Raw genomic sequence first — 25,624 nt, forward strand, 5'->3', positions numbered from 1 at the left:
CGGACGAAGCGCGAGCCGTTCGGACAGAACGCCCGGTGGGCGCCGGGTGGCGTTCCCGCCCTCGGTTCGCGTGCGCAGCGGCTGCGTTCCGTACAGTCCGAGAAGCCCGCCTCAAGGGCCCGCATGGCCGCGAGCTGTTGCCGCTGCCTGGCGACGGGGTCGAGGCTCAGGCGTCGCCGCGGGTCCGCGATGCCGCGGCGCCTCGTGCTGGCGCCCGAGCCGGAGGGAGGCCGGGCCGGGCGCCCCGGCCTTCAGCATCGTCTCCATCATCTCCCCGTCGACGTTCCGGAGTTCCTCAGCAGCCTTCAGCAGGCCGCACCACTCGTCCGTCGCGGCGACGATGCCGAAGGGGTCGAACGGGTCGGGCTCGTCGATGGGGGAGGACATCGCAATCTCCGTCTGGCTCGGGAATCCTCCGGACCGCGGCCCCGCGGGGACCGGGCTGGCGGGCATGTCGATCCAGTGCCGCGGCCGTCGGCCGGGGCCATGATCTGGATCAAGGCCCGTCGGCGGATCGACGGACGGTGCCAGACCCGATGCAGCGGTGGGGCGCGCTGAGACGCGCCATCGCGCATGACGCCACCCGGGACGGTTCGCCCTCGGACCGGCTGGTCACGACGATCGGCACGCTCGCGCCCAGAACCAGGCCGGCGGCCTCGGCGCCGGCGAGGTGCACCAACTGCTTGGCCAGCATGTTCCCCGACACGAGGTCCGGCACGACGAGCACGTCGGCATCGCCCGCGACCCGTGAGACGATGTGCTTGGCCGCGGCCGCCGGTCCCGACACCGCATTGTCGAGGGCGAGGGGGCCGTCGACGATGCCACCGGTGATCTGGCCCCGCTCAGCCATCTTGCAGAGCGCGGCGGCATCGACGGTCGAGACGATCCGCGCGTTGACGGTCTCGACGGCGGAGAGAACCGCGACCTTCGGCTCCCGGATGCCGAGGGCGTGGCAGAGTTCGATGGCGTTCTGGACGATGTCGCGCTTGTCATCGAGCGAGGGGGCGATGTTGACCGCCGCGTCCGTGATGAAGAGCGGCTTGGGATGGTGCGGCACGTCGAGCGCGTAGACGTGGCTCATCCGCCGCTCGGTTCGCAGGCCCCCCGCCTTTCGGACGGCGGCCTGCATCATCTCGTCGGTATGGAGCGCCCCCTTCATCAGGGCGGCGACTTTCCCGGTACGCGCGAGCGCCACCGCCGTCTCGGCCGCCGCATGGCTGTGCCGCGCGTCGACGAGCTCGAAGCCATCGAGCGCGAGGCCAGCCTCGGCGGCGACCGCCCGTATCCGCGCCTCCGGTCCGACCAGGACGGGTTCGATCAGACCCGCCTCCCAGGCCGCGATCGCACCCAGGAGGGAGGTCGCATCGCAGGGATGGACGATGGCCATCCGGATCGGCGCGAGACCGCCGGCAGCCTCGCGCCATCCCCGAAGGGACGTCGCATTCCCGACCGTTCGGGGATCGGCGGTCCGTCCCCCCTCGTCGCCGACCGCGAGGCGTGCCCCGCGGGTCGCCGCGGCTCCGAGGGACAGGCGCCAGGTCATGCGGTGCTCCGCTGCGAACAGGCGCAGACCCTGTCCGCACGGGAAGCCGGGAACCTTGATCCATCTCAAGGCAGGGGTGACCGTGGCCTGGGCAGTCTCGCGGATGCCTTCCCCGAGGCCTGTCCATCCCGAGGCCTGCCCATCGCGAGGCCTGCCCATGCCCGGCCCGAACGACGCCCAACCCGCGCGACGGGCGATCCCTCGTCGGGTTCGCCACCGCTCCCGCTGGCTGGCCGGCCTCGCGGCCGTTGCCGCCACCCTCCTGGCGTGCACGGCATCGCCGGACGCCCGGCGGGGGACCGGGGAAAGGACCGGGGATACGCCCGGCGGTCTCTACGAAGCCCTCAGCGTCTTCGGAGCGGCGTTCCATGCCATCCGCGCGAAGGCGGCGGAGGAGCGCCGCGACGGTCAGCTCGTGGATGCGGCGATCTCCGGGATGGTCGCATCGTTGGATCCGTACTCGGGATACGTGACCGCGGCCGAGCTTCAGGCGTTCGACGAGGAGGATACCGGGACTTACGCGGGGATCGGCGTGACGGTCGAGGCAGGCGGGCGCGTCCGGTCCGCCTTGCCCGGCGCCCCGGCGGCCCGGGCCGGTCTGCACGCCGGAACGATCATCGAGCGGATCGACGGCAGGGCCGTCCACACCATCGACCGCACCGGGATCGTCGACCTCCTGCGCGGTGATCCTGGAACCGCCGTGCACCTGCGGGTCCGCCTTTCGGAGAGACAGGCCGCCACCGAGGTCGCCCTGACACGGGAGTGGCTTCCCCTGCACCCGGTCCGCACGCGTCTTCTGGGCACCGTGGGCTATGTCGGGCTCGACCACTTCGACGACTTCACCACCGGGAGGCTGCTCAAGGCCGTGGCGGGCCTCCAGGCTCACATCGGTCCGGAGGCGATCACGGGTCTCGTCCTCGACCTGCGCGGGAACCCTGGCGGTCTCGTCGTGCAGGCCGTGGCGGTCGCCGGGGCGTTCCTAGGGCGGGGAGAGATCGTGCGCCTGGTGGGACGCGGCCCCGGGGACGTCGAGCGTTTCGCGCTCGACCGCGGCGGCAAGGACCTCGTCGACGGGCTTCCCCTGGTGGTGCTCGTGGACGGCGACACCGCCTCCGCGGCCGAGATCGTGGCCGGCGCGCTTCAGGACCACCGACGCGCGACCCTGGTCGGGACGCGCACCTATGGAAAGGGTGCCGTTCAGACGACGTATCTCCATCGCAGCGGACGCGGCCTGCGACTGACGACGGCCTGGTTCGTCACGCCGGCGGGCCGAAGGGTGCAGGGACGCGGCATCGAGCCCGACCTCGTGGTCGCGCAGGATGGCGATGTCACGACGCGGGACGAGGAAGCGGTGCCGACCGGCCATCCCGACGGGGACGCCACGTCCCTGCAGAACGGCATCGTCGAGGATGCCCGCATCGATCCGGCCGGCGATGCCCCGCTCGCGACCGCACTCCGGCATCTCGGGACCGTGGTGGAGAGCCGTGCCGGACGCCGCCCGCCGGGCCTTGATCTGCCTCAAGGTGCGCGCATCCCGGCGGGGCGAGAGTGAGGGAGCCGTTTCGACGTGGCCCGACGTGGCCCGACAGGTGAGGCATCCGATGAACACGACGTTCGACGAGCGCGAGCGGGCCTTCGAGAGCCGCTTCGCCCACGAGGAGGAGTTGCGCTTCCAGGCGCGTGCCCGCCGCAATCGCCTGCTGGCGACCTGGGCGGCCGAGCGGATGCACCTGACCGGGGACGCGGCCTCCGGCTACGTCACGTCCTTCGCCGAGGAAGCCGTGGTGTCCGACGACGACGCCTTGCTCGCGCGCCTTCGCGCGGACCTTCGTGCCTGCGGCATCGACGAGCCTCTCGCGAACCTGCGCCGGGAAATGGAGCGCTGCATCGCCTTCGTCCGCGCCGAACAGCGCGTCGGGCTTGCGCTGGATCAAGGCTCCTCCGCCTAGGGCGCGTCATCCTGGTCCGGACTTCCTCACGACAGCAGATGGGAGAGACGCCATGACCGACAAGGATCTTCGCCGCGATGTGCTCGACGAGCTCGACTTCGACCCGAGCCTGGATGCCGCCGAGATCGGCATCGCCGTCTCGAACGGCGTGGTGACCCTGACGGGGCATGTCGGCAGCTATGCCGAGAAGGTGGAGGCCGAGCGCGCGGCGAAACGGGTCAAGGGCGTGCGGGCCATCGCCCAGGAGATCCAGGTTCGCCTTCCCGACGCCAAGAAGATCGAGGACGATCAGATCGCCGCGCGGGCCCTGGCCATCCTCGACTGGTCCGTCCACCTCCCGAAGGACGCCATCCAGGTGAAGGTCGCGCAGGGCTGGGTGACGCTCACCGGGGCGGTGCCCTGGCAGTACCAGGCGATGGGCGCCGAAGCGGCCGTCCGCAAGCTCTCCGGCGTCTTCGGTGTGACGAACCTCGTCGAGGTCAGGCCGGACGTGCACCCGACGGCGGTCAAGGCGAAGATCCTGGAGGCGTTCCGGCGGAACGCCCTGTTCGAGGCGGACGCGATCAAGGTCAGCGTCGAGGGCGACCGGGTCACCCTGGAGGGGGCCGTCACGGTCGGCATCGAACGGGATGCCGCCGAGCGGGCGGCCTGGTCCGTACCGGGCGTCCGGACCGTCGTCGATCACATCGTCGCCCTGCGCTGAGGAGACGGGACATGCCTCATGGGACACAGGGATCCTCCCCATCCGACCAGCGACACGGCAAGCCTCCCGGACAGCACGCCCTGCCGGGGATGCTGTATCGGGTGACCCTGACGCTGGCCCGCTGCCCGGACTTTCCGGACGGCAGCGTGGCCCGGGGCTACGAGATGGTCGTGCCGCTCGGACCGGACGGGCACCTCGATCCCGCCCTCTGGCGCGAGACCCGCGACAGTTGCCGCGTGCGCCGCTTCTGGGCGGGCCAACGCGACCGCGACGGTCGCCTCGTTCACCGGGCCGGCGGGGAGGGCGGCGCGACCTGGCTGATCGACTACGAGGATTGGACGAACGAGGACGACGAGCCGGGCTACCACCTCGGCACGCACGCCTTCGTTCCGGGCGACTACGTCTCGATCCGTGATGCCGACGACGGAGTCTACCGCACGTTCATGGTCGCCCGCGTCGGCCGCGCCGGCGCTGGACGTCAGACCTGACGCCGAGGGTTCCCACGGAGGGAAGGCTCTCCGCTCGCGGCGATGGAGCCGGTCGCTCCGGGCCGCGGGTGCGACCGCTCCGGAGCGAGATCGGCGGTGAGCGGTGGCGCGCGACCCGTGCTGGGTTTCGGCCCGCCGCTCACTGGAGATTCGGGGGAACGACCTCGTGGGTGACGTCCTGACCCGACCCGGCTTCGCGCACGCTGATCCTGACGCCGCGGCGGATCAGCCGCTCCAGGTCCTCGGGCGCCAGATAGGCTCGGCTCTCGGGGTCGTAGAGCCTGCACCCGCCATACCGTTTGAACTGGCGGACGGGTGAGGGCTTCGTGTTGGGCGTCATCTCGACTGCACGGCGCCGGCCGCCTCCGACGTGGGACAGATCTTATCTGGAATAATTAAAGTCTGGGCGCCCGATGCGCAAGGGCCGGCGCCCGGGCCGCGCGCCCGTCGAGGCCCCCGTGCACCGAGCCTCCGGTCGCGACCGCGATCTCGCGCTCCTCGTCGGCGGAGACGACGCGGACCTGCACGCGGGAGGCGCGGGCCCCGATGACCCCCGCGGCACGGGCGTTGGCGTCCGCGTCGAGGGCCACGCCTGCGAACCCCAGTCCGCAGCAGACGGCGGTGCGGACCTCGGCGGCGTGCTCGCCGATGCCCCCGGTGAACACGAGGGTGTCGAGGCCGCCGAGGGCCGCGAGCAGCGAGCCCGCCTCGCGCACGATCCTGTAGGCGAACAGGTCGAGGGCCTCCCGCGCATCGGGACTTGGGCTCGCCGCCAGCACCCGCACGTCGTCGCTGATCCCCGAGACCCCGAGGAGGCCCGACCGCTCGTTGAGGAGCGAGGCCACCGCATCGGGCGACAGGCCGCGCTCGCGGATCAGGTGCAGGACCAGGCCCGGATCCACCGAGCCGCTGCGGGTGCCCATCATCACCCCGTCGAGCGTCGTGAAGCCCATGGTGGTGGCGACGCTGCGCCCGTCCCGGATGGCGCAGAGGCTGGCCCCGTGCCCGAGATGGGCGGCGAGCACCCGGCCCTGCGGGCAAAGCCGGGCGACATGGGCGTAGGAGAGGCCGTGGAAGCCGAAGCGGATGAAGCCCTCGTCGAGGAGGGCGCGGGGAAGGGGATAGATCTGGGCGAGCCGGTCCTGGGTGCGATGGAAGGCGGTGTCGAAGCAGGCGACCTGCGGCAGGTCCGGCCAGGTCTCCGTCACCGTCCGGATGCAGGCCAACGCCTGGGGCTGATGGGCCGGCGCCAGCGGGACCAACGTCTCCAGGTCGGCAAGCACCTCGGCATCGAGGCGCACCGGCGCGGCGTAGCGCAAGCCCCCGTGGACGATGCGGTGCCCGGCCGCCGTCGGCGCGGCGGGCAGCCGTCCGAAGAGCCACCGGGCGACCTCGGGATGGTCCCCGGCCGGGGGCTGCTCGTCGTCGCGGGCCAGGCCATCCACCGCGAGCCGCGGGGCGTTTCCGATGTCGGCGACGTGCGCGCGCCAGACCGGGGCATCCGCACCGGACCGGAACAAGGCGCAGCGCAGGCTGGAGGAGCCGGCGTTGAGGACAAGGATCATTGCTCGATTTCCGGCAGGACCGTCCAGCCGTCGACGGTCTCGCCGGCCGGGGGCTCGTGCCTGTCCGGCGGATCGCCCTGCATCAGGTCCGCCTCGATCCGGCGCCGGTCGGCGTGCGCGGGGCCCTCGGGCCAGACCCAGTCCCGGACCGCCGGCAGATCGTCGCCGGTCCGGCAGACGTACTCGCGATGGGTCGCCAGCACGTCCCGAAGCGCCTCCTGGGCGTGTTCCCCCCGGGCGCCCAGCCGCGGCGCGGCCTGCAGGGCGGCCTGTGCGAGATGGAACCGGTCGAGCCGGTTCAGGACGCACATGTCGAAGGGCGTCGTCGTCGTGCCTTCCTCGATGAAGCCGTGCACGTGGAAGTTGCCGTGGTTCGTCCGCTTGTAGGTCAGCCGATGGATGAGCCAGGGATAGCCGTGATAGGCGAACACCACCGGCCGGTCGCGCGTGAAGAGGCTGTCGAAGGTCGGGTCGTCGAGTCCGTGCGGATGCATCTCGCGCGATGCCAACGTCATCAGGTCGACGACGTTGACGACCCGGATCCGCAGCTCGGGAACATGCCGGCGCAGCCAGTCCACGGCCGCGAGGGTCTCCATCGTCGGCACGTCCCCGGCGCAGGCCATCACCACGTCGGGCTCGGACTCGCCCTCGTTCGTCGCCCAATTCCAGATGGAGGCGCCAGCCGCGCAGTGCTTGGCCGCCTCGTCCGGGCTGAGCCATTGCAGGGCGGGCTGCTTGCCGGCCACCACCACGTTGATGCGGTCGTAGGTGCGCAGGCAGTGGTCCATGACGCACAGGAGGCTGTTCGCGTCCGGCGGCAGGTAGATGCGCGCCGTGTCGCCGCGCTTGTTGGCCACGAAGTCGATGAAGCCCGGGTCCTGGTGGCTGAATCCGTTGTGGTCCTGGCGCCAGACGTGCGACGACAGCAGGATGTTGAGGGAGGGGACCGGCCGGCGCCAGGGCAGCTCGCGCGCGGACTTCAGCCACTTGGCGTGCTGGTTCACCATCGAATCGACCACGTGCGCGAAGGCCTCGTAGGTCGCGAACAGGCCGTGCCGGCCGGTGAGGACGTAGCCTTCGAGCCAGCCCTCGCAGAGATGCTCGCTCAGCACCTCCATGACGCGCCCGTCGCGCCCGAGGTGGTCGTCGCCCGGCAGGATCGCCTCCTGCCACGCCCGGCTCGTCACCGCGAAGACGGCGTCGAGGCGGTTCGAGGCGGTCTCGTCGGGACCCATGATGCGGAAGTTGCGGGCCTCCGCGTTGAGGATCAGGACTTCCCGCAGGTAGGTCCCCAGCACGCGGGTGGCCTCGGCCCGGACCCGGCCGGGCTCGGGCACCGCGACGGCGAGGCGGCGCAGGTCCGGAAGGCGTAGGGGCGCGCTCGTGTGGGCATTGGCGTGCGGGTTGGCCGAGATGCGCCGGCGGCCCTTCGGGGGCAGTGCCGCGAGCTCCGGAACCAGCGCGCCGTCCTGCCCGAACAGCTCCTCGGGCCGGTAGGATCGCATCCAGGCTTCCAGGATGGCGCGATGGTCCGCGTTGTCCCGCACGGCGGCGACGGGAACCTGGTGCGCGCGCCAGGTCCCCTCGACGGGCTTGCCGTCGACGGTCTCGGGGCCGGTCCAGCCCTTCGGGCTGCGCAGCACGATCATGGGCCAGCGCGGCCGCTCGACCTTGCCCCGGTGGGCGGCGCTCCTGATCGCCGCGATGGCGTCGAAGGCCGCGTCGAGAGCCGTCGCCATGGCCTGGTGCATCGCGGCGGGCTCGTGGCCCTCGACGAAGGCCGGCTCGTAGCCGTAGCCGACGAGAAGGCTGCGCAGCTCCGCCTGCGGGATGCGGGCGAGAAGCGTCGGGTTGGCGATCTTGTAGCCGTTGAGGTGCAGGATCGGCAGGACGGTCCCGTCATGGCGCGGGTCGAGGAACTTGTTCGCGTGCCAGGAGGCGGCCAGCGGCCCGGTCTCCGCCTCGCCGTCGCCGACGATGCAGGCGACGGTCAGGTCCGGATTGTCGAGGGCCGCCCCGAAGGCATGCGCCAGTGAATAGCCGAGTTCGCCCCCCTCGTGGATGGAACCCGGCAATTCGGGCGAGGCGTGGCTCGGGATCCCCCCGGGGAAGGAGAACTGGCGGAACAGACGGGTCATGCCGTCGAGGTCCTGCGCCACGTCCGGGTAGGTCTCGCTGTAGGTGCCCTCCAGGTAGGCGTTGGCGACGAGGCCCGGCGCCCCGTGGCCCGGCCCCCACACGGCGAGCATGTCGAGGTCGCGCTGCCGGATGACGCGGTTCAGGTGCGCGTAGATGAAGTTCAGTCCCGGCGTCGTGCCCCAGTGGCCGAGGAGCCGCGGCTTGATCTGCTCCGCCCCCAGGGGCTCGCGCAGCAGCGGGTTGTCCATCAGGTAGATCTGCCCGACCGACAGGTAGTTCGCGGCCCGCCAGTAGGCGTGGATCTCCCGCAACTGGTCCGGGCCAAGGGGACCGGGCGCGAAGGGGTCGGCAGGCGGGAGCGGGGTGCCTCCGCTGGCGGCGTCCAAGCCTCCATCCAAGCCTCCTGTGAGCGGCTCATCCATGTCGGGGTCCCGGGGTGCGGTGATCTTCCGGACATGATGCGGTCTGCCAAACGTCCCGCCTTGCGCTGGATCAACGCCGCTCCGTCCTGCCGGAGGCAGCCTGCGGATCGTTCTGCGCGCACAGGGATGCGGACCATGTTGCCGGCGACTGCCCTTCTCCCCCTCATGGTCTGTCTGAGCGTCTCGCTTCCGGCGCAGGCGCAGTCCCCTGCGCCCGCACTGGTCTTTCACGGCAATTATTGCGGCCTGGGCAACAACGCCCCTCTCCCTCCCATCGACGCCCTCGATGCGGCGTGCGCACGGCACGACGCCTGTACCCCTGTCGCCGGCCTGCCTCCCGCCCCCTGCAATCTGCGCCTGCAGCGCGAGGCGGAACGCATCGCGCGCGATCCGAGGATGCCGGACGATGTGCGGACCCTGGCCGGCATCATCGCCGCCGGTGCCTCCGTGCTCCCCTTCGATCCGAGACCCGCAGCGGTCGTCGAAGCTCGGTCACCGCCCCCGAAGCCACGCGGCCGTCGCACCGCCGGGTGAGGGCCGACAGAGCGTCCGCGGGGGCAATCACCGGCCGCGCCGGCGGGTCGTCGCGCGACGTCACCTCGCGGAACGTCCGCAACGCGCCTGCTGTCGGAGGAGGGCACCATGTTCGCGATGGTCCTGCGGGAGGCCGGAGGATTCCTTGCCCCCGAGTGCCGCCCGACCCCGGAACCGGGGCCCGGCGAGGTCCGGATCCGGGTCGAGGCCTGCGCGGTCTGCCGCACGGACCTCCACCTCATCGACGGAGAACTCCCGCAGGCGACGTATCCCATCGTGCCCGGCCACGAAGTCGTCGGCATCGTCGCGGCGCGCGGCCCGGATGTCCGCGAGCCTCCGTTGGGCAGCCGGGTCGGCGTGCCGTGGCTCGGGCATGCCTGCGGGCATTGCTCCCATTGCGAGGCCGGCCGCGAGAACCTCTGCGACGCGCCCGGCTTCACGGGCTGCACGCGCGACGGCGGCTTCGCGACCGACATCCTGGCCGAGGCAGCCTTCACGATCCCCCTCGGTGTCGATCTCGACCCGGTCGCGATGGCACCGCTGCTCTGCGCCGGCCTGATTGGATGGCGAACCTTGCGGATGGCCGGCGCGGCGGAGACGGTCGGGCTGTACGGCTTCGGCGCGGCGGCCCACATCATCGCCCAGGTCTGCCGATGGCAGGGCCGGCGTGTCTTCGCCTTCACCCGCCCCGGCGACCGCGAGACCCAGGCTTTCGCGCGATCCGTCGGGGCGGAGTGGGCCGGCGGGACGGACGCGCCGCCGCCGGCGCCGCTGGACGCCGCCCTGGTCTTCGCGCCGGACGGGGCCCTCGTCCCGACGGCGCTGAAAGCGGTGCGCAAGGGTGGCCGGGTCGTCTGTGGCGGCATCCACATGAGCGATATCCCCGCCTTTCCCTACGAACTTCTCTGGGGCGAGCGCGCGGTGCTGTCGGTGGCGAACCTGACCCGCGAGGACGCCCGCAGCTTCTTCGCGCTCGTCCCGCGGGCGGGCATCGTCACCCACACGCGTCCCTACCCGCTGGAGCGGGCCAACGAGGCGATCGCGGATCACCGGTCCGGGATCTTGCGGGGGGCGGCCGTCCTGGTGCCTCAGCCGCTCGCCCGGCGCCCGACGACGTGAAGCCCGCAGGCCCCGAAGGGGACGGCCTTGATCCATCTCAAGGCCGTCGCCGGTCCGACGGTCATCATGCCTCGCGTAATCGCGAACGGGAGCCGACGATGACCCTGGTCATGAGATCCACTTACATCCGGTCGGTCCAGCATGTCCGGATGCCGGTCACGCTTCGGGCGCACAATACGGATGCACCCTCGGTCGTCTCGGACGGGCACCGCTACCGAAGCATCGGCAGCCTGCAGGCCCTGGGTCTCGCGATTCTGGCCTCGCTGGTCACGCCGGCCCTGCTCTGGCTCGTGCTCTGAAGCCCCGCGTGAACGCGAACGGGAGACGGACGATGGACGACAGGACCCTGCGCCAGCACGTGCTGGAGGAATTGGACTTCGATCCGAAGGTGGACGCGGCGCATATCGGCGTGGCCGTTCGGGACGGTCTCGTGACATTGTCCGGCCACGTCGCCACCTATGCCGAGAAGATCGCCGCCGAGAAGGTCGCGCAGCGGGTCCGCGGAGTCCGGGCCGTCGTCGAGGAGATCGAGGTCCGCTACCCCGCAGACCAGAAAACCGGCGACGAGGAGCTCGCCGCCCGCGTCGTGAAGGTTCTGGCCTGGAACGTCCAGGTCCCGGACGAAGCCATCAAGGTCAAGGTCGAGGAGGGCCGTGTCACCCTCGATGGCTGCGTCCCCTGGTACTATCAGAGGGCTGCGGCGCAATCCGCAGTGGCGAAGCTCGCCGGAGTCCGGGAGGTCCTGAACCTCCTCGCGGTCAAGCCCTCCGTTCGGTCGCGCGACGTGAAGGCGAAGGTGCTCGCAGCCCTGAAACGGACGGCGCGGGATCCCGACACGATTACCGTGCGCGTGGAGGGCGACACGGTGATCCTCGACGGATGCGTCGACCTGTGGCGGGAGCGCGAACTCGCGGAGCGTGCGGCCTGGTCGACCCCGGGCGTCCATGCCGTCGACGACCGCCTCCGGCTGGCTTGGTGACGGGACCGGTGTTTCCCCGCCCCACCGATGCGGGCGGGTTCGGAATGACCGACGCGGATCAGCGGGACCGGATGGCGCGCTGCCAATCCGGACGCCCCCTCCCGCGGGGGCGGCGCGCGAAGCTGTCCGAGGGACTGTTTCAGGGATTGTCCAAGGGACGGGCGGCGGCCACTCCCCGTCATGCGCGGGACGCGCAGAGGATGGGCCCGATGGAGGGCGAAGCCCGGATTCGGGTCGTTCGATCGGGGACCGGGGAGGGCTTCGGCGCCCGCCCGATTCCCCGCCAGGCGCGCCCTCGCGAAGGACCGTCGCGCGCCAGACGCCGCTGCCGCGAGGCGGACGTGGCCGGCCATCCGCCGGTCCTTGAGATGGATCAAAGGCACCGGGGGCCATCGCAGGCAAGGTGTCCCGACAGGGCGGTCGAGCCCGGGCTCGGGGGGGGAACTCGTGACGATCTCCAACATCATGGTCTCGGTCGATCTCGGGGCCGCTGCGTCGGACCGCGTTCGGCTTACCGCCGGCCTCGCCGAGCGCTTCGGGTCCAAACTCACCGGCGTCGCCGGACGCCCGGTCCTCGGTCCGATACCGATCGGAGACGTGCTGCAGGCCGAGCGCGCCTGGGCGGCCGAGGAGCGATCGGCCGAGGAGGATCTCGCCGCGGCCCAGGCCCTCTTCGCGCGCGAGGCGGCAGCGGCGCAGTCTCGGGCCTGGAGATCCGTGACCGGCTCGCCCCTGGCCTACCTCGCCGCACAGGCGCGCAGCGCCGATCTCGTGGTCGTCGGACGGCAGGGGCCGGGCGACGGCGACCCGGGGGTGATGGCTGTCTCGGTCGGTCCGCTCCTGATGGAGGTCGGACGCCCCGTGCTGCTCACGCCGCCCGGACTCGCACATCTCGCGGCAAAGAGGATCGTGGTGGCCTGGAAGGACACCCGCGAGGCGCGCCGGGCCGTCCATGACGCTCTGCCGCTCCTCGCACGGGCGGACAAGGTCCACATCGCCGTGGTCGGCCCGGCGGCGGACCAGGAGGGGGCCGAGGATGCCGCCGCCTATCTGTCCGGCCACGGCGTCACGGTCACCACGCATCTGCTGCGCAGCCCGGAGATCAACCCCGCTGAGGAGATCCTTCGGTTCGCCCGGCGCGAGGAAGCCGACCTGGTGGTGATGGGGGCCTACGGGCGCAGCCGCCTTCGTGAATGGATCTTCGGCGGCGTCACCCGCGACATCATTCAGACGACCCCCCTCTGCTGCCTGATGAGCCACTGATGCGCCGCGTCTTTCAAAAACGACGTGATCTGCTGGCGATCAGCGCGGCGCCATTCCTTTGGCTGTCCGTCTTCGCCCCCGCCGCCGCCTGGGACCTCAAGGCGAAGCAAGGGGAGACCATCGCCCGGACGAACTGCGCCAGGTGCCACGCCGTGGGGCGGCAGGGTGCGAGCCCGCTCCGGGACGCACCGCCATTCCGTGAGCTGCACACGCACTACCCCGTCGAGAACCTCGCGGAGGCATTGGCGGAGGGCATCACCACCGGGCATCCCGCCATGCCGGAATTTCGCCTCGAACCGGACCAGGCGGACAACCTGATCGCCTACCTGAAGACGCTGGAACGCTGATCGAGGAGGAACTCGTGTACCTGCGCTGCCTCCTCGTACCCACGGCCCCCGGGAACGACGCGACGCCCCGGCTCGATGCCGCGCTGCGCCTCAGCCGCCGCCTGCACGCCCATATCGGGGTCGGCTTCATGGCCCCCGGTCCCGAGCACGTCCTCGCCGGAATGGCGAGTTTGGTGGCCGTGGACGACCTGACCATCCAGGCGATCGAGCAGGGCGTGCGCGAGGCCGCCATCGCCGGAAAGGCAGCCCTGCAAGCCTGGTGCGCCCGGGAGGGCGTCGCGTTCATGCCGGCCGGCGAGCGCCTCGATGCCACTTTCGCGGCTTGGTCCGAACATTCCGGCGAGGTCGAACCGCTCCTGACGCGCCTCGGCCGGGTCAACGATCTCATCATCGTCGACCGCCCCGATCCGGCGCGGCCCTTCACCGGGCGGGCGCTCGACACGGCCCTGTTCTCCGTCGGCCGACCGACCCTGATGATCGGGGAGCCCGTCACCTACGATCCGCTCTACCATGTGGTCATTGCCTGGAACGGCAGCTTGGAAGCGACGCGCCTGCTCGGCCAGTCCATCGCCCTCCTGCGCGAGGCCACCCGCGTGACCGTCCTTCACGTCCGCACTGAGCGGTTCGCGGAGGCCTGCGCCGCCGACCTTTCGGAACACCTGCGCTGGCACGGCATCGTGGCCGAGACGGTGAACCTGCCGATGACGGCAACGGCTTCGGTCGGGGCGGCGATCCTGGCGGAGGCCGAGGCGCGAGACGCCTCCCTGCTCGCGCTGGGCGCCTACACCCACAGCCGGGTCCGTGAGTTCCTGGTCGGCGGCGTCACCCGCCACGTCATCGAGAACGCCCGGATGCCGGTGCTGATGGCTCACTGAGGCGCCGGTCCCGGCACGCCGCGCTCCGCGCCCGGATCCTCCCGTTCTCGCCTCACCCGGCAGGCCCGGCTTGCGGGCGGCCTGTGGAGTCGCCCACCATCGGCTTCGGGCCGGCGGCCCGGGGTCGGTCCTTCAGGCATCGGCGAGATGGCGCCCAATCTCCTCGACCGGGTGTTTGGTCAGGTCCTTGTCGACCTCGGCCACGATGGCCCGACGCAGGCGCTCGGGCAGGACACGCCGAAGTTCCGCGAGCATCCTCGGCGGTGCGACCACGACCAAGGCGAGGAGAGGATCGATGCAGTCCAGGGCCGTCACCACGTCCAGGGCGAAGCGGGTCTCGGCCATCCGATGCCAGTCCGTCTGCTCGATGGAACTGCGGCGGTCGCCCAGCCTGACCCGCGGAGGCCTGTCCGCGCCCTGCTCGCGGGTCGGCGGGTTGGGGGGGGCCTCGAACACCCTCTCCATTCGCAGGTCCAGGGCGCGCGGGTGCCCCTCGTTGCGGAGCACCAAGGCCTTGCGGCCGTCGCAGACGACGACGGAGCCGTCGTGCGGGATCATGAGGTTCAGCCTGCCGGTCATGGGGTCGCGCCAAGCCGAGCGTTCGTCTCCGTCAGTGGCTCAGGAGGCAGCAGACGGGGCAGCCGGCGAGCAGGTTGCGGGTGACGCCCCCGAAGGCCCATTCGCGCAGGCGGCCGTGGCCATAGGCCCCTGCCACGATCAGGTCGGCGGCGTACTCGCTGGCCGCCTCGACGAGCGCTTCGGCGGTCGTGGCGCCATAGGCGTCCTTCGGCATGGCGGTGGCGTGGACGTCATGGGCCTGGAGGAGGCTGACAATGTCCCGGGTATCGCCGGCGCCCTGGCCCTCATCGACGGTCAGCACGACGACATGGGACGCCCGTTTCAGGAAGGGCACCGCATCGCGGACGGCCCGATGCGCTTCGCGGGTGCTCTTCCACGCGACCGCCACCCGCTGCGCATCGAGGTGGTCGATCTCCGGCGGGACCACCAGCACCGGGCTGCCGAGCCGCATCACCGCATCCCCTGGATCGACCGACAGGAGCGGGTTGCCCGCGTCGCCCCGGCCAACGATCACGAGGTCCGCCGCGGTCGACTGGCGGGCCAGGAACTCCAGCGGAAAGTCCAGGTTCGAGCGCCACTCGACGCGGCTTCGGCCGGCGGCGGCTTCGTCGAAGGTCGCGTGCGCGATCCGAAGGTCGTTCAGGACGGCCTCCTGAACCGAGGGGAGGCAAAAGGCGCCTCCGAGCATCGGGCCGATGGGCGCAGCCTCGTAAGCCGGCATCTCGGCCGCGATGCCGATGAGGCGGGCCTTGAAGTCGTCGGCGAGGTGCCCGGCGAGGCGGATCCGGCCGCGCGCAGCTTCGCCGAGATCGACCGAGACCATGAGGCTGGCATAGGACATGGGGATCTCCCGTTCGGCGTCGGCTTCGGAAGGGGCGGCGCGGGGCCGGCGGCGAGCCCGACCCCGGTCGGTCGTTCAAGCGAGCGTCAGGTGGTCCACGACGGAGCGCACGCCGGGAGCGGACCAGGCGGCGTTCTCGACGAGGTTGCGCTCGTGCCAGGCATGCACCTTGCCCTCCAGGGTCACCTTGGCGTCCTTGACCGTCACCTTGATCGCGTCGGCCTCGACCTCGGCGTTGCGCTTGAGCGCCGCCTCGATCTTCGCGCGCACGTCCGTGGCGCTCGCCGCCGGCTTGACCTCGATCATGTTGATGATGCCGGCAACGCCCGAGAGGCGCTTGAGCGCGGCCTGGGCCTCCTCCTTCTGGTACTGCCACGCGACCTCGCCGGTGAGCGTGACCCAGCCGTCCTGCACCTTCACCTGGATGGCGTTCGGCGGAACGCTGACGGACCAGTCGAGCATCTGAACGGCGCGTCGGGCCAGGTCCTCGTCGCGGGGCGGTGCCTCGCCGGCGAAGCGGACCTTGATCTCCTCGACCACGCCGCGCACGCCGCGCACCTTCCGGGCCGCCTTCTCGGCCGCCAGCCGCTCGGTGTAGCTGCCGACATGGCCCGTGAGCGTGACGATGCCGTTGTCCACGGCGACGCCGATGTTGGCCGCATCGATGCTGGGCTCGAAGTCGAGTTCGTCGACGATGCTTTGGCGGAGGATCTTGTCGTTCATGAGAGATCTCCTTCGGGGAGGGACCGGCATCCGTCCTCGTGACGATGGCCGGGTGCCGTATCCTGGCTTCCGCAGGCCGCGGGGCATTGATCCACCTCAAGGGCCTGGCCGGAGCGGATCCCGCCCTCCATCGGGCATTCCCTGGGCTCGGCCCGGGCCCCTTCCGCCAATCGCTGGAGCCGGATCGCCCGTGCGACGGCCTCCGTCAGGCAGGGGCGGTCGAGGACGAGGACGTCGCCGAAGGCTTTTGGAACGGGAATCGAGCCCGCGAACAGCGCGAACGGGATCCCGCGGCGGCGCAGCGCGCAGGCCAGGGGGAAGCAGGGGCCTTCCTGCAGGTCGACGCTGACGAGGGCGAAGGCCGGCTCGCTGCGGGCCAACCCGTCCACGGCCTCCTCGCAGGTGGAATAGGGGCCTTCGACCGCGTAGCCCTCATCCGTCAGCGTGTCCTCCAGCCACATGGCCGGCAGCGCCTGCGGCTCGGCCACGAGCACGACCCGTCTCGAGGCTTGATCCGTCCCTGTCATGGCCCGTCCTTCCAAAGCTGCAGGCGCCGAGAATCGGGGAGGGAGGTCCGGTCGACCTTGATCTATCGCAACGGAAGGACGGCGCTGATCAGCATCGCGGCGACGGTGAGCATCATGCAGGCGGTGGCCGCCCAGCCGAGCCACCGGAGCGGCCCGCGCACGGCGAAGGCCCCCATGATGTCGGTGCGGGACGCGGCCAGCATCATCACGGCCATGATCGGCACCGCGATGACGCCGTTGACGACCGCGCTCCAGTAGAGCGCCCGGATCGGGTCGACGGCGCCCAGGCTGATGATCATGCCGACGAGGGTCGCGAGGGCCACCGTCCCGTAGAAGGCGCGCGCCTCGAGCAGGTGACGTCCGAATCCGACCGGCCAGTGCTGCGCCTCGCCGACCGCGTAGGCCGCCGAGCCGGCCAGGACCGGCACCGCCAGGAGCCCGGTGCCGACGATGCCAAGCGCGAAGACGCCCGCCGACAGGGGGCCGGCGATGGGCCGGAGCGCCTCGGCGGCCTGGGCCGAGGTCTGGATGTCGGTGATGCCGTGCGGGTGCAGCACCGCGGCGGTCGTCACCATGATGGCCAGGGCGACGATGTTCGAGAACGTCATGCCGACGAGGGTATCGACCCGGATGCGGTGAAGGGCCGCCTTTCCCTGCTCGGGTGCGTGGGCGAGGTCGCGCCGCCGCGGGAAGGCGTGCAGGTCCTCGGCCTCCTCCGCCGCCTGCCAGAAGAACAGGTACGGGCTGATCGTGGTGCCGAAGATCGCCACCAGGGTGGTGAGGCTCGCCCCGCTGCCGTCGAGACGCGGCACGGCCATGGCCCATCCGAGCTCGGACCAGGAGACATGGGCGAACACGACCACACCGAGATAGGCGAACAGGCTCAGGGTCAGCCACTTCAGCACGGCGACGTAGCGGGTGTACTGCAGCACCAGTTGCATGAACACGCAGGCCCCCGAGAACAGCCCGACATAGAGCCAGCGCGGGCCCGGCAGCAGCAGATTCAGGGCATCGGCCATGGCGCCGAGGTCGGCGCCGAGGTTCAGGATGTTGGCGATGAGCAGGAGCAGGACCACGCCCTGGAGCAGGCCGTTGGGATAGTGCTGGCGCAGCACGCCGGCGATGCCGTGGCCGGTGGTGCGCCCGATCCGGGCCGAGACCATCTGCACGGCGGCCATCAGGGGCAGGCTGTAGAGCATGGTCCAGCACAGGCCGTACCCGAGCTGCGCCCCGGCCTGCCCGTAGGTGGCGATGCCGCTGGGATCGTCGTCCGAGGCCCCGGTGATCAGGCCCGGTCCGAGAACACCCAGCAGGCGTGGTTTCGAGGGGCCGACGGCGGCGCTCAGGCCCTCCGGGTCATTCGGCTCGGTCAGGATGCTTGCGACCGGGACCGGTATCTCGGTCATCGGTCGATGCCGCGCGCGCCACGAGGGCCCGTGTCGTGCCCAAGGGGGGGCAGGGCATCGGGGGCGGACCAGATCGTGCGGGCGACCTTCAGGGCCGCGTCCAGGTCCTCGTGGTCCGTGCCGTAGCGACGGTGCAGGGCTTCGAGCCACGGCAGCGTGCCGTCGGGGCCCGACCAGATCTCCGCGGCCGACACGTGGTACATCCCATCGAGTGCCTCGATGCCGTAGCCGGTGACGGCCCACTGCCGCCCGCGCCAGTGCACCGGTTCGGTAAGCTCGTGCGCCATGACCTCGCTCCCGATCCTCGCGCCGCTAGGCGCGTTCTTCCTGCACCGCGGCGGCCTCGCAGGAATCCGCACGCAGCCGCCAATCCACGATGCCGTTGGCTTCACAGAACAGCGCCTGCCCGGCTGCGCGGGCGGAGGCCTCCGACGTGGCCGGAACGAGGACCTGGTGCTGGCGCGCAGGCCGCTCGTGACCGGTATCGTCGCTGACCAGCTTGTGGAACGTGACCAGGAACATCCTCATCGGGTCGCCTCCGTGCGCGCGCGACGAGACGCCGCCGCGTCCCCCGCGAGCGGAGTTGACCCCGGATCCGGCTGGGCGCCTTGATCTGCCGCAAACTCGGCCCCCGTCTGCGGAAAGAAGCGCGTCCGCTTCGGCGCAAGGAGCGTGCTGCCGGAGCCGGACGACGCCACCCGATGGGCGTGGCCCTTGCCGTGCAGGGGCCAGTATCGCTCCATGGCGAGATAGGTGAACGAGGCCGACCAGCCGATCAGCAACAGGCCGTTCAGGGCCTCGACGCCGGAGATGAGGCGCGCATGCCCGACCGGGAAGTGGTCGCCGAAGCCGAGCGTCGTGTAGGTCACGACCGAGAAGTACAGGCAGTCCTCGAAGGTGGTGACCGGTACGCCCGCAAAGGCGCCGTTACCGAGCTGCAGCACGAGCAGCCAATAGGCGACGGCATAGATCCACACCGCCGCCGTATGCCCGACGAAGGCCGCCAGCACCACGACGAGGATGCGGGCGCGCGGTGGAATCGGAAGCTCCGCCAGGTGCTCGGAGGTTAGGCGCAGGATCTCGTACAGCACCAGGATGGTGGTGATGACGAGGGCGACGCTGGCGGACATGGCGAGGAGCATGCGGCTGTCCCGAGAAGGAACCCGGGAGCAGCATGCGCCGCGCCGCACCGGGCGCCTTGACCTGCCTCAACGCGGCCCCGACGTCCGCCCCGCCGTCGTGGGCCGGAGGTCAGCGGGTCCTGATCCAGATCAACGCGTCACCCGATCCCGTACCATCACCTTGTCACTGCGCCACGATCTTCCGGGCGCGCGTCAGCAAGGGAGGCCGGCCATGCCGGACGTTCGCGTATCCGAGGATCTGTGGTCCACGGGGATGCTGCCCGAAGGCATCCTGGAGCGCTGGCTGGTCGAGGACGGGGCCAGGGTGAGGGCCGGGGAGGCCGTGGCCGCCGTGCGGATCGGCGAGGCGCTCCACGACATCGTCTCGCCGGTCGGCGGGCGCCTGGAGGTCGTTGCGCCGGCCAGCGAGGTCGTCGACCCAGGCTGCATCATCGCCGAGGTTCATGCCTGACGCCGCGCCGCGGAGAGACTTTGAGCGAGATCAAGGCCGGCCGGCCCGCGCGGCGAGAGGATGACGGCAGCGAACCGCGGCGGATGTTGTCGCGGGCACCGGTCGGAGGCGTCCCATGGCTCGATCCAACCTGCACGCGCGCCCCTCGCCACCGGAATGGCGGACGGACGAGATCCTGCTCGGCGCCCTGCAGCACGCGGCCGGCGTCGCGCTGGTGCTGGCCGCGTGGGTCCTCATCCTCGTCGACCAAGGCCGCCCCGGCGCCTCCGCGCTCCTGCCGGGCCTGTTGGTCTTCGGGCTGTCCACCGCCAACCAGCTTCGCTTCCGCGCCGTGTTGGAGCGTGCCATCGCGCTCATCGGGGCCTGGACGCTGCTGGCCCCCTGGATGCTCGGGTTCGCCGCCAACGATGTCGCGACCTGGGCCCACGTGACGCTCGGCGGCGTGAGTCTCGCCTCCGCTCTGGCATGGCTCAAGCTGGCGCGAAAGCCATGACCCCAGCGACACCATCCCGGATCGGATGGCTGGCCTGTTCGGGGCTGGCGGCGGTCACGCTGGGTTTTACGGCCACTGCCGGCCCGGGGGAGGATCACCGCATCCGGGGCTGGACCGTGGCCGCGCAGCTTTGCAGCCGGTGCCACGTCATCGGCAGGGAGCCGCAGGACGGCGGACACGTCGGACCAGACTTCCGGACCATCGCCGCCATGCCCTCGACCACGGGCGTCGCGCTCAACGTCTTCCTGCAGAGCCACCATCAATGGATGCCGAGCGTGCGGCTGGACCGGGACGAGCTGGATGCGGTCATCGACTACGTCCTCAGCCTCAAGACGGCGGAAGCCGCGAGGCCTTGAGGCCCGGAGATCGAGAGCGATGCTTCCCTTTCCCGTGCTCCTGGCCGACATCGGCGGCACCTACGCCCGGTTCGCCGTCCTGCCGCGGCCGGGCGCCGACCCGACCCCGATCTGGAAGGTCGCGACCGCCGGCTTCCCCGGCCCTGTGGAGGCCATTCGGTCCTATCTCGATCGACCCGGCACGGTCAGGCCGTGCGCCGCCTTCCTCGCCGTCGCCGGGCGGGTCGGGGGCGATGGGACGCGCCTGACCAACGCGGGTTGGCGGTTCGACCCCGGTGAGATCGGCATCGCGCTCGGCCTCGATGCCGTGAGGCTGGTCAACGACTACGTGCGGCTCGCGGCCGCCCTCACGATCCTCGACCAGGAGAACCCGGCCGAACTGGTGCGAATCGGTCCCCCGGGGACCCCCTCGGGCACGGGGTCATCGGGCCGGGCAGAGACTTCGGCGCGGGGGCCCTGATCTCGGCCGGTGACCGCCTCCTGTTCCGGACCACGGAGTCCGGGCACTCGCGGCGGCAGGCGATGCCGCGATCGACCGGCCCCTGCCAGCGGGGGTCCTCGCCATGCGGTCCAAGAGTGCGGTCCACTAGTGCGGTTCAAGAACGCGGTCGCAGACGAGGCAATCGAACCGTACGCACGCCTGCTCGGCCGTTGTGCCCGCGACCTGTCCGTGTCGGGCGGTGACAAGCCCCTCCCCGAGAGCCCTCCCCGAGAGCGTCCGCGAAGGGCGGATACGGGCGGGGTCAAAGCCCGCCAGTGGCGAGGCTTCGCTTTCGGGAAGGCCCCAGGATGTTTGCCGTGGAGGTCTCCGCGGCGGTTCGGTTTCATCGACGGCAACGCTCGTCGCGAGGCAGCCCTTGGTTTTGGGCTCGATCGCGAGACGATGGCCAAGATGCCCGCCGCCGGCCCTCACTTCGCCTTCTGGATCCGCGTCACCGCGATCGAACCGTTGATGCGCTCGGCGGAGAAGCGCACCTTCTCGCCCGGTTTGAGACCCTTGAGCAGAGCAGGGTCCTGGACCCGGTAGGCCATCGTCATCGCGTCCATGTCGATATTGGGGATGGACGCGTGGTCGAGGGTGACCTTGCCCGCAGCCTCGTCGACCTTCTTCACCGTCCCGGCGACGAGGGGCGCGTTGGCGGGCGTCGCCGACGCGGCCGGCTTCTCCGGTGCGGGGGGCGATGCAGGCTGGGGTCTCGCGGGCGCCGCCCGGTCCAGGGGGCCTTCGCCCGGCGGCGTCGGGTTGGGCTGCGACCGGTCGCCCGCCTCGCGGCTGCGGACCTGCCACTGCTTCAGGGCGTCGATCCGCGCCTGCTGCGTCTCCTGAATCGTCTGTGCGATCGCGCGCAACTGCTGGTCGGCGCCGTAATCGAGCTGCGTCTTGGCCAGGAACAGCGTCTCCTCGAGGCTGGCGATCAGCAGCGCGGCGAAATCCCGGTCCGGGTCGCCGGTGAGCTTCGTGTCCCGGAACCGGGTCGCCATCGTGTCGCGCGCCCGCTCCAGGGCTGCGGGCGCGGCCTTCGCGGGCTGTGCGCCGGCGGGAGGCGCGACCGAACCGACCAGGACGGCGGCGAGCGCGGTGGACAGGATCAGGCGTCGCATCGGGGCTCCATTTCAAGGCTCGACGGCCCTCGCACCGGACCGGGTGGCGATCGTGCGAGGGCCCCTGGGGGGAGGGCGCTATTTCGCCTTCTGGATCGTCGTGACGGTGTACGCACCGCCGGTCTCGACCACGTCGAAATCGACCTTGTCCCCGGCCTTGAGGCCCTTGAGCACCGCAGGGTCCTTGACCGGATACGCCATCGTCATCGCGCCCATGTCGAGCTTCGGGATCGCGGCATGGTCGAGGGTCACCTTGCCGGCGGCCGGGTCGATCTTCGTCACCGTCCCCCTCACGGATTGCGCCCAGGCGGGCATCGCGACCGCCAGGAAGGCCATCGAGAGGACGGCGAGCGGGATCTTGCGTCTCATGGTCGGTTCTCCTTGAAACCAGCGAAGCACCACGCCGGCCCCGTCGAGCGGATCGGCGACCGGTGCGGCGGAGTCCGGACGGGATCGCTCCCGGTCCGAACGGATCTGCCCGGGCGGCAGCCCGGGGGGGGGCCGTCCGCGGGCGCGGGCGACGCGCGGTCGACAGGTCAGGGCTCATGGCCGCCCGCGTTGGACGCGGTGCGCCGCGTGCGCGGATCCACGGCCCGGAGGTCGGTCTGGCGCGCCCGCCGGCCCTTCGGCGTGCCCGGCGCGCGCGCCGGCTCGGGCATCGGCTCGCCGGTCCACTCGTAGGCCACGGAGCCTGCCGGGTGCTGGTACCAACCCGGGTCGCGATAATCGTCGGCCGCCAGTCCAGGCCGCACCTTCAGGACCGTGAACATCCCGCCCATCTCGACGGAGCCGAACGGACCGGCGCCGGTCATCATCGGCAGCGTGTTCTCCGGGAGCGGCATCTCCATTTCGGCCATCATGCCGCCGCCCGTCGAACCCATCGGCATGTAGCCGGGCGCGATCTTCTGGATCTGCTTGGTCGTGCTCTTCAGGTTGACGCCGATATACGTCCGGACCGCATGGCCCATCGCGTTCATGGTGTGGTGCGACTTGTGGCAGTGGAGGGCCCAGTCGCCCGGGTTGTCGGCGTTGAACTCGATCACCCGCATCTGTCCGACGGCGACGTCGGCCGACACCTCCGGCACCTGATAGCGCTCGTCGATCCAGCCGCCATCCGTGCCGGTGACCTTGAAGTCGCAGCCGTGGACGTGGATCGGGTGGTTGGTCATGGTGAGGTTGCCGAAGCGCATCCGCACCTTGTCGCCCTGGCGGACGACCAGGGGGTCGATGCCGGGCCACGCGCGGCTGTTGAAGCACCACAGGTTCATGTCGAGCATCGTGTTGACCTTGGGCACGTAGGACCCGGCCTCGATGTCGTAGGCGTTCAGCAACCAGACGAAGTCGCGGTCGACCCGCCGCTCGGCCGGGTCGCGCGGATGCACGACGACGAACCCCATCATGCCCATCGCCATCTGGACCATCTCGTCCGAGTGCGGGTGGTACATGAAGGTGCCGGAGCGCCTCAGGATGAACTCGTAGACGAAGGTCTTGCCCGGGGGGATGCCGGGCTGTGTCAGCCCGGCGACCCCGTCCATGCCGTTGGGGAGCGTCTGCCCGTGCCAGTGCACGGCGGTCGCCTCCGGCAGGCGGTTGGTGACGAAGATGCGGATCTTATCGCCCTCGACCGCCTCGATGGTCGGGCCCGGCGATTGCCCGTTGTAGCCCCAGAGCCGCGCGTTCATGCCGGGCGCCATCTCCCGCACGACCGGCTCGGCGATCAGGTGGAACTCCTTCCAGTCGCCGCGCATGCGCCACGGCAGCGTCCAGCCGTTGAGCGTCACCACCGGCTGGTAGTCCGGCCCGCTCGTCGGATAGAGCGGCGGCTGCATGGTCGCCTTGTCCATGATCGGGGCCTCCGGCAGGCCCGCGGCCTGGACCCGTCCGCTGATCATCGACGTGCCGGCGAGCACGAGGCCGCCCGCTCCCAGGATCCTTCTGCGCGAGATGTCGGTCATGAGGCCTCTCCGAATGACATGGGCGGACCGGGCTCCGGGGCTCAACCGCCGGGCGTCCCGACGGCGAGGCTCTCGCCCGGGGTGCCTCCGGCGGCTTCGCCGCCGAAGTTGTCCGCCGAGAACCCGCCGCCGACGGTCGCCGCCTTGAGGTCGGTCGCCGCGATCCAGAAGTCGCGCTTCGCCTCGATGGCCTGGATGTTGCTCAGGATCCGGGCCCGGGCGTCGATGATGAGCGTCGTCACGTCCAGGAGCATGCCGCTGTACTGGAGCAGGGCCTGGTCCTGGATCGTCCTGCGCAAGGGTAGGACGCTCGTCTGGTAATGCCGGGTGATGTCGTACTGGCCGCGGTACCGCTGATAGGCCTCGCGGACTTCGGAGCGGGCGTTCACCGCACGCTCCGCCAGCCGGTTCGCCGTGGCGAGATAGGCCTCCTTCGCGCCCCGGACCGCCGTCGTGCCGAAATCGTAGATGGGGATGGTCAGGTCGGCCGAGAATCCGTTCAGGCTGCCCTTGTCGACCTTCGGGGCGGCACCACTCTCGAACGTCCGCGACCGGGCGTACTGGTTCGCGAAGCCCACGTCGAAGACGCTGATGAAGCCAGTGGCCTGGTCCAGGCCGAACTGCCCGACGAGCGATTGCAGCTCGAAGCGGGCCGCCTGCACGTCGGCCCGCCGCCTCAGCGCCTCCACCTCGATGCCTCGACCGTCCACGAGGCGCTTGGGCAGCGCGGGAAGGTCCTTCGGGAGGCGGAACTCGATGTCCCGCCCCCAGAGGCCGAGCAGGCGGGTCAGGCGCTCCCGCTCCGCCCGCTGCTGGACACGCGCCTTGGCGAGCTGCGCCCCCAACTCGCTGTAGAAGGCGTGCTCGCGCGCCTGCTCCAGCTTGTTCAGTGCGCCCGTCTCGCCCAGTTGCTGGGTCAGGGTCGACGCGGATTCGGTGCTCGCCAGCGCCTGTTCGAGGAAGGCGATGGCCTGGTTGGCCGCCACCGTCCGATAGAACTGGCGCCGGGCCTCGCCCGCGAGTTTCAGGACCTGGTCCGCCGCGTTGTACTGGTCGCCCCGGAAACGCTGGCGGGCGATCTCGGCGCGGGCCGGCAGCGTCGCCAGGTCCAGCACGCTGGCGGCCACGGAGCGCTCGATCTCCGTGTTGAACCCGAGCCCCCATTGCGTGATCGAGAAGGTCGGGGCGTGCGGCAGGGTCGCCTGCACGTACTGCGCCTCGGAGACGCCGAGGCCGTTGAAGGCGGCCTGCAAGCCCCTGTTCCTGAGGAGCGCGACCTGGACGGCGCCATCCGCCGTGAGGGGACGCCGCAGCAGCGCATCCACCCGCGCCTCCGCGCTCGGCGCGATCCCCTGGTCGCTCGATTTCGCGATGTCCTTGCCGAGTTCGAGCGAGGCGTATTCGCTGGCGACCGACAGGCCTGCATCCGGTGAGAAGCTCGCGCAGCCTCCCAGCAGCAAGGCCACGCCGGCCAAGCTCCCGGTCAAGCTCCTGCCCCCCGGGCGCCCCCGGGCGGCGCCGCCCGGAGGGCGCGCCGTCGTACCGGCATCTCCCGGCGTGGTCGTGTTGCGTCCCATGACCGTTAGTCCGGGAGGGGGATCGATCGGGTTACAGAGACGGACC

Annotated in this window: 30 protein-coding genes and 2 pseudogenes; 15 read left to right on the forward strand and 17 right to left on the reverse strand. The window is 71.1% G+C overall.

Annotated features, from left to right (window positions below; all coding sequences use genetic code 11):
- Window positions 1-111: 111 nt before the first annotated feature.
- Window positions 112-387 (reverse strand): hypothetical protein, encoded by a 276-nt coding sequence (locus tag ASF18_RS00795; protein ID WP_244472511.1) that lies wholly within the window; start codon window positions 385-387, stop codon window positions 112-114.
- Window positions 388-496: 109 nt separating this feature from the next.
- A pseudogene (locus tag ASF18_RS00800) lies at window positions 497-1,405 on the reverse strand (bifunctional enoyl-CoA hydratase/phosphate acetyltransferase); the annotation flags it as partial.
- 295 nt (window positions 1,406-1,700) lie between these two features.
- On the opposite strand from ASF18_RS00800, the gene ASF18_RS00805 reads away from it, so the two are divergent.
- The 4 genes from ASF18_RS00805 (at window position 1,701) to ASF18_RS00820 (ending at window position 4,683) form a co-directional block, all read left to right on the forward strand.
- Window positions 1,701-3,095 (forward strand): S41 family peptidase, encoded by a 1,395-nt coding sequence (locus ASF18_RS00805; protein WP_082486895.1) that lies wholly within the window; start codon window positions 1,701-1,703, stop codon window positions 3,093-3,095.
- 49 nt (window positions 3,096-3,144) lie between these two features.
- The gene (locus tag ASF18_RS00810; protein WP_056348458.1) at window positions 3,145-3,492 is read left to right on the forward strand and encodes a DUF1476 domain-containing protein; all 348 of its coding nucleotides are present in this window, start codon (window positions 3,145-3,147) and stop codon (window positions 3,490-3,492) included.
- Between the two features lie 52 nt (window positions 3,493-3,544).
- A complete protein-coding gene (locus ASF18_RS00815) occupies window positions 3,545-4,195 on the forward strand; it encodes a BON domain-containing protein (protein WP_056348462.1) in 651 nt (216 codons plus the stop codon).
- Between the two features lie 89 nt (window positions 4,196-4,284).
- The gene (locus tag ASF18_RS00820) at window positions 4,285-4,683 is read left to right on the forward strand and encodes a hypothetical protein (RefSeq protein ID WP_056270460.1); all 399 of its coding nucleotides are present in this window, start codon (window positions 4,285-4,287) and stop codon (window positions 4,681-4,683) included.
- 139 nt (window positions 4,684-4,822) lie between these two features.
- Here ASF18_RS00820 and ASF18_RS00825 read toward each other — a convergent pair whose 3' ends face one another.
- From ASF18_RS00825 to ASF18_RS00835, 3 genes are read right to left on the reverse strand one after another with little or no spacing between them, the layout of a single operon-like run.
- Window positions 4,823-5,023 carry a polyhydroxyalkanoate synthesis regulator DNA-binding domain-containing protein gene (locus tag ASF18_RS00825; protein ID WP_056348465.1) on the reverse strand — a complete coding sequence of 67 codons (201 nt, stop codon included), beginning with the start codon at window positions 5,021-5,023 and terminating at the stop codon, window positions 4,823-4,825.
- A 55-nt stretch (window positions 5,024-5,078) separates the two neighbouring features.
- The gene (locus ASF18_RS00830; protein ID WP_082486896.1) at window positions 5,079-6,248 is read right to left on the reverse strand and encodes an acetate/propionate family kinase; all 1,170 of its coding nucleotides are present in this window, start codon (window positions 6,246-6,248) and stop codon (window positions 5,079-5,081) included.
- Window positions 6,245-8,773 (reverse strand): phosphoketolase family protein, encoded by a 2,529-nt coding sequence (locus ASF18_RS00835; protein ID WP_056348468.1) that lies wholly within the window; start codon window positions 8,771-8,773, stop codon window positions 6,245-6,247. The genes ASF18_RS00830 and ASF18_RS00835 overlap by 4 nt, the downstream gene beginning before the upstream one ends.
- Before the next feature lie 201 nt (window positions 8,774-8,974).
- Here ASF18_RS00835 and ASF18_RS24445 point away from each other — a divergent pair.
- From ASF18_RS24445 to ASF18_RS00870, 7 genes and pseudogenes are all read left to right on the forward strand, one after another.
- Window positions 8,975-9,274: pseudogene (locus tag ASF18_RS24445) on the forward strand (hypothetical protein); the annotation flags it as partial.
- Between the two features lie 177 nt (window positions 9,275-9,451).
- Window positions 9,452-10,462 carry a zinc-dependent alcohol dehydrogenase family protein gene (locus ASF18_RS00845; protein ID WP_056348472.1) on the forward strand — a complete coding sequence of 337 codons (1,011 nt, stop codon included), beginning with the start codon at window positions 9,452-9,454 and terminating at the stop codon, window positions 10,460-10,462.
- A 98-nt stretch (window positions 10,463-10,560) separates the two neighbouring features.
- Entirely contained in the window at window positions 10,561-10,761 is a 201-nt protein-coding gene (locus tag ASF18_RS00850; RefSeq protein WP_056220089.1) for a hypothetical protein, read from the forward strand.
- Window positions 10,762-10,793: 32 nt separating this feature from the next.
- The gene (locus ASF18_RS00855) at window positions 10,794-11,441 is read left to right on the forward strand and encodes a BON domain-containing protein (protein WP_056348475.1); all 648 of its coding nucleotides are present in this window, start codon (window positions 10,794-10,796) and stop codon (window positions 11,439-11,441) included.
- A 447-nt stretch (window positions 11,442-11,888) separates the two neighbouring features.
- Window positions 11,889-12,704, forward strand: a complete 816-nt coding sequence (locus tag ASF18_RS00860; protein WP_056348479.1) for a universal stress protein — start codon at window positions 11,889-11,891, stop codon at window positions 12,702-12,704.
- Window positions 12,704-13,051 carry a cytochrome c gene (locus ASF18_RS00865; protein ID WP_056348482.1) on the forward strand — a complete coding sequence of 116 codons (348 nt, stop codon included), beginning with the start codon at window positions 12,704-12,706 and terminating at the stop codon, window positions 13,049-13,051. The genes ASF18_RS00860 and ASF18_RS00865 overlap by 1 nt, the downstream gene beginning before the upstream one ends.
- A 14-nt stretch (window positions 13,052-13,065) precedes the next feature.
- On the forward strand, window positions 13,066-13,926 hold the full coding sequence (locus ASF18_RS00870; RefSeq protein WP_056348485.1) for a universal stress protein: 861 nt from the start codon (window positions 13,066-13,068) through the stop codon (window positions 13,924-13,926).
- 132 nt (window positions 13,927-14,058) lie between these two features.
- On the opposite strand, the gene ASF18_RS00875 is transcribed toward ASF18_RS00870, so the two are convergent.
- The 8 genes from ASF18_RS00875 to ASF18_RS00910 all read right to left on the reverse strand — a co-directional run bounded on the left by ASF18_RS00875 (window position 14,059) and on the right by ASF18_RS00910 (window position 19,144).
- The gene (locus ASF18_RS00875) at window positions 14,059-14,505 is read right to left on the reverse strand and encodes a host attachment protein (RefSeq protein ID WP_056348488.1); all 447 of its coding nucleotides are present in this window, start codon (window positions 14,503-14,505) and stop codon (window positions 14,059-14,061) included.
- 31 nt (window positions 14,506-14,536) lie between these two features.
- Entirely contained in the window at window positions 14,537-15,346 is an 810-nt protein-coding gene (locus ASF18_RS00880) for a universal stress protein (protein WP_056220108.1), read from the reverse strand.
- Window positions 15,347-15,421: 75 nt separating this feature from the next.
- Entirely contained in the window at window positions 15,422-16,069 is a 648-nt protein-coding gene (locus ASF18_RS00885) for a BON domain-containing protein (protein WP_056348492.1), read from the reverse strand.
- Window positions 16,066-16,596 carry a histidine kinase gene (locus ASF18_RS00890; RefSeq protein WP_244472512.1) on the reverse strand — a complete coding sequence of 177 codons (531 nt, stop codon included), beginning with the start codon at window positions 16,594-16,596 and terminating at the stop codon, window positions 16,066-16,068. Before ASF18_RS00890 ends, ASF18_RS00885 begins: the two co-directional genes overlap by 4 nt.
- Window positions 16,597-16,658: 62 nt before the next feature.
- Window positions 16,659-18,002: a divalent metal cation transporter gene (locus ASF18_RS00895; protein ID WP_056348495.1), complete on the reverse strand. Its 1,344-nt coding sequence runs from the start codon at window positions 18,000-18,002 to the stop codon at window positions 16,659-16,661.
- Entirely contained in the window at window positions 17,999-18,289 is a 291-nt protein-coding gene (locus tag ASF18_RS00900; RefSeq protein ID WP_056348497.1) for a hypothetical protein, read from the reverse strand. The genes ASF18_RS00895 and ASF18_RS00900 overlap by 4 nt, the downstream gene beginning before the upstream one ends.
- 25 nt (window positions 18,290-18,314) lie before the next feature.
- Entirely contained in the window at window positions 18,315-18,530 is a 216-nt protein-coding gene (locus ASF18_RS00905) for a hypothetical protein (protein WP_056348500.1), read from the reverse strand.
- Entirely contained in the window at window positions 18,527-19,144 is a 618-nt protein-coding gene (locus tag ASF18_RS00910; protein WP_082486898.1) for a potassium channel family protein, read from the reverse strand. The genes ASF18_RS00905 and ASF18_RS00910 overlap by 4 nt, the downstream gene beginning before the upstream one ends.
- A 211-nt stretch (window positions 19,145-19,355) precedes the next feature.
- Here ASF18_RS00910 and ASF18_RS00915 point away from each other — a divergent pair, with 211 nt between their 5' ends.
- From ASF18_RS00915 to ASF18_RS00930, 4 genes are all read left to right on the forward strand, one after another.
- Complete coding sequence (locus ASF18_RS00915; protein ID WP_056220123.1) at window positions 19,356-19,595, forward strand: biotin/lipoyl-containing protein; 240 nt, start codon at window positions 19,356-19,358, stop codon at window positions 19,593-19,595.
- A 115-nt stretch (window positions 19,596-19,710) separates the two neighbouring features.
- The gene (locus tag ASF18_RS00920) at window positions 19,711-20,088 is read left to right on the forward strand and encodes an SPW repeat protein (RefSeq protein WP_056220126.1); all 378 of its coding nucleotides are present in this window, start codon (window positions 19,711-19,713) and stop codon (window positions 20,086-20,088) included.
- Complete coding sequence (locus ASF18_RS00925; RefSeq protein WP_056348503.1) at window positions 20,085-20,444, forward strand: hypothetical protein; 360 nt, start codon at window positions 20,085-20,087, stop codon at window positions 20,442-20,444. Before ASF18_RS00920 ends, ASF18_RS00925 begins: the two co-directional genes overlap by 4 nt.
- Window positions 20,445-20,463: 19 nt before the next feature.
- The gene (locus ASF18_RS00930) at window positions 20,464-20,904 is read left to right on the forward strand and encodes a glucokinase (RefSeq protein ID WP_056348508.1); all 441 of its coding nucleotides are present in this window, start codon (window positions 20,464-20,466) and stop codon (window positions 20,902-20,904) included.
- A 449-nt stretch (window positions 20,905-21,353) separates the two neighbouring features.
- On the opposite strand, the gene ASF18_RS00935 is transcribed toward ASF18_RS00930, so the two are convergent.
- From ASF18_RS00935 to ASF18_RS00950, 4 genes are all read right to left on the reverse strand, one after another.
- Window positions 21,354-22,046 carry a copper-binding protein gene (locus tag ASF18_RS00935; protein ID WP_056348512.1) on the reverse strand — a complete coding sequence of 231 codons (693 nt, stop codon included), beginning with the start codon at window positions 22,044-22,046 and terminating at the stop codon, window positions 21,354-21,356.
- Between the two features lie 78 nt (window positions 22,047-22,124).
- Complete coding sequence (locus tag ASF18_RS00940) at window positions 22,125-22,415, reverse strand: copper-binding protein (protein ID WP_056270518.1); 291 nt, start codon at window positions 22,413-22,415, stop codon at window positions 22,125-22,127.
- Window positions 22,416-22,582: 167 nt separating this feature from the next.
- Complete coding sequence (locus ASF18_RS00945; RefSeq protein WP_056348516.1) at window positions 22,583-24,001, reverse strand: copper oxidase; 1,419 nt, start codon at window positions 23,999-24,001, stop codon at window positions 22,583-22,585.
- A 41-nt stretch (window positions 24,002-24,042) separates the two neighbouring features.
- Window positions 24,043-25,578: a TolC family protein gene (locus tag ASF18_RS00950; protein ID WP_056348519.1), complete on the reverse strand. Its 1,536-nt coding sequence runs from the start codon at window positions 25,576-25,578 to the stop codon at window positions 24,043-24,045.
- Window positions 25,579-25,624: the final 46 nt, after the last annotated feature.

It is taken from the genome of Methylobacterium sp. Leaf89 (genome assembly GCF_001422215.1).
In the GTDB taxonomy this organism is placed as follows: domain Bacteria; phylum Pseudomonadota; class Alphaproteobacteria; order Rhizobiales; family Beijerinckiaceae; genus Methylobacterium.

What these genes read in the sequence shown, in the direction of transcription:
- ASF18_RS00795 (WP_244472511.1), bottom strand. Translation starts at nt 387, where the DNA reads ATGTCCTCCCCCATCGACGAGCCCGACCCGTTCGACCCCTTCGGCATC.
- ASF18_RS00805 (WP_082486895.1), top strand. Translation starts at nt 1,701, where the DNA reads ATGCCCGGCCCGAACGACGCCCAACCCGCGCGACGGGCGATCCCTCGT.
- ASF18_RS00810 (WP_056348458.1), top strand. Translation starts at nt 3,145, where the DNA reads ATGAACACGACGTTCGACGAGCGCGAGCGGGCCTTCGAGAGCCGCTTC.
- ASF18_RS00815 (WP_056348462.1), top strand. Translation starts at nt 3,545, where the DNA reads ATGACCGACAAGGATCTTCGCCGCGATGTGCTCGACGAGCTCGACTTC.
- ASF18_RS00820 (WP_056270460.1), top strand. Translation starts at nt 4,285, where the DNA reads ATGCTGTATCGGGTGACCCTGACGCTGGCCCGCTGCCCGGACTTTCCG.
- ASF18_RS00825 (WP_056348465.1), bottom strand. Translation starts at nt 5,023, where the DNA reads ATGACGCCCAACACGAAGCCCTCACCCGTCCGCCAGTTCAAACGGTAT.
- ASF18_RS00830 (WP_082486896.1), bottom strand. Translation starts at nt 6,248, where the DNA reads ATGATCCTTGTCCTCAACGCCGGCTCCTCCAGCCTGCGCTGCGCCTTG.
- ASF18_RS00845 (WP_056348472.1), top strand. Translation starts at nt 9,452, where the DNA reads ATGTTCGCGATGGTCCTGCGGGAGGCCGGAGGATTCCTTGCCCCCGAG.
- ASF18_RS00850 (WP_056220089.1), top strand. Translation starts at nt 10,561, where the DNA reads ATGACCCTGGTCATGAGATCCACTTACATCCGGTCGGTCCAGCATGTC.
- ASF18_RS00855 (WP_056348475.1), top strand. Translation starts at nt 10,794, where the DNA reads ATGGACGACAGGACCCTGCGCCAGCACGTGCTGGAGGAATTGGACTTC.
- ASF18_RS00865 (WP_056348482.1), top strand. Translation starts at nt 12,704, where the DNA reads ATGCGCCGCGTCTTTCAAAAACGACGTGATCTGCTGGCGATCAGCGCG.
- ASF18_RS00875 (WP_056348488.1), bottom strand. Translation starts at nt 14,505, where the DNA reads ATGACCGGCAGGCTGAACCTCATGATCCCGCACGACGGCTCCGTCGTC.
- ASF18_RS00880 (WP_056220108.1), bottom strand. Translation starts at nt 15,346, where the DNA reads ATGTCCTATGCCAGCCTCATGGTCTCGGTCGATCTCGGCGAAGCTGCG.
- ASF18_RS00885 (WP_056348492.1), bottom strand. Translation starts at nt 16,069, where the DNA reads ATGAACGACAAGATCCTCCGCCAAAGCATCGTCGACGAACTCGACTTC.
- ASF18_RS00890 (WP_244472512.1), bottom strand. Translation starts at nt 16,596, where the DNA reads ATGACAGGGACGGATCAAGCCTCGAGACGGGTCGTGCTCGTGGCCGAG.
- ASF18_RS00895 (WP_056348495.1), bottom strand. Translation starts at nt 18,002, where the DNA reads ATGACCGAGATACCGGTCCCGGTCGCAAGCATCCTGACCGAGCCGAAT.
- ASF18_RS00900 (WP_056348497.1), bottom strand. Translation starts at nt 18,289, where the DNA reads ATGGCGCACGAGCTTACCGAACCGGTGCACTGGCGCGGGCGGCAGTGG.
- ASF18_RS00905 (WP_056348500.1), bottom strand. Translation starts at nt 18,530, where the DNA reads ATGAGGATGTTCCTGGTCACGTTCCACAAGCTGGTCAGCGACGATACC.
- ASF18_RS00910 (WP_082486898.1), bottom strand. Translation starts at nt 19,144, where the DNA reads ATGCTCCTCGCCATGTCCGCCAGCGTCGCCCTCGTCATCACCACCATC.
- ASF18_RS00915 (WP_056220123.1), top strand. Translation starts at nt 19,356, where the DNA reads ATGCCGGACGTTCGCGTATCCGAGGATCTGTGGTCCACGGGGATGCTG.
- ASF18_RS00920 (WP_056220126.1), top strand. Translation starts at nt 19,711, where the DNA reads ATGGCTCGATCCAACCTGCACGCGCGCCCCTCGCCACCGGAATGGCGG.
- ASF18_RS00925 (WP_056348503.1), top strand. Translation starts at nt 20,085, where the DNA reads ATGACCCCAGCGACACCATCCCGGATCGGATGGCTGGCCTGTTCGGGG.
- ASF18_RS00930 (WP_056348508.1), top strand. Translation starts at nt 20,464, where the DNA reads ATGCTTCCCTTTCCCGTGCTCCTGGCCGACATCGGCGGCACCTACGCC.
- ASF18_RS00935 (WP_056348512.1), bottom strand. Translation starts at nt 22,046, where the DNA reads ATGCGACGCCTGATCCTGTCCACCGCGCTCGCCGCCGTCCTGGTCGGT.
- ASF18_RS00940 (WP_056270518.1), bottom strand. Translation starts at nt 22,415, where the DNA reads ATGAGACGCAAGATCCCGCTCGCCGTCCTCTCGATGGCCTTCCTGGCG.
- ASF18_RS00945 (WP_056348516.1), bottom strand. Translation starts at nt 24,001, where the DNA reads ATGACCGACATCTCGCGCAGAAGGATCCTGGGAGCGGGCGGCCTCGTG.
- ASF18_RS00950 (WP_056348519.1), bottom strand. Translation starts at nt 25,578, where the DNA reads ATGGGACGCAACACGACCACGCCGGGAGATGCCGGTACGACGGCGCGC.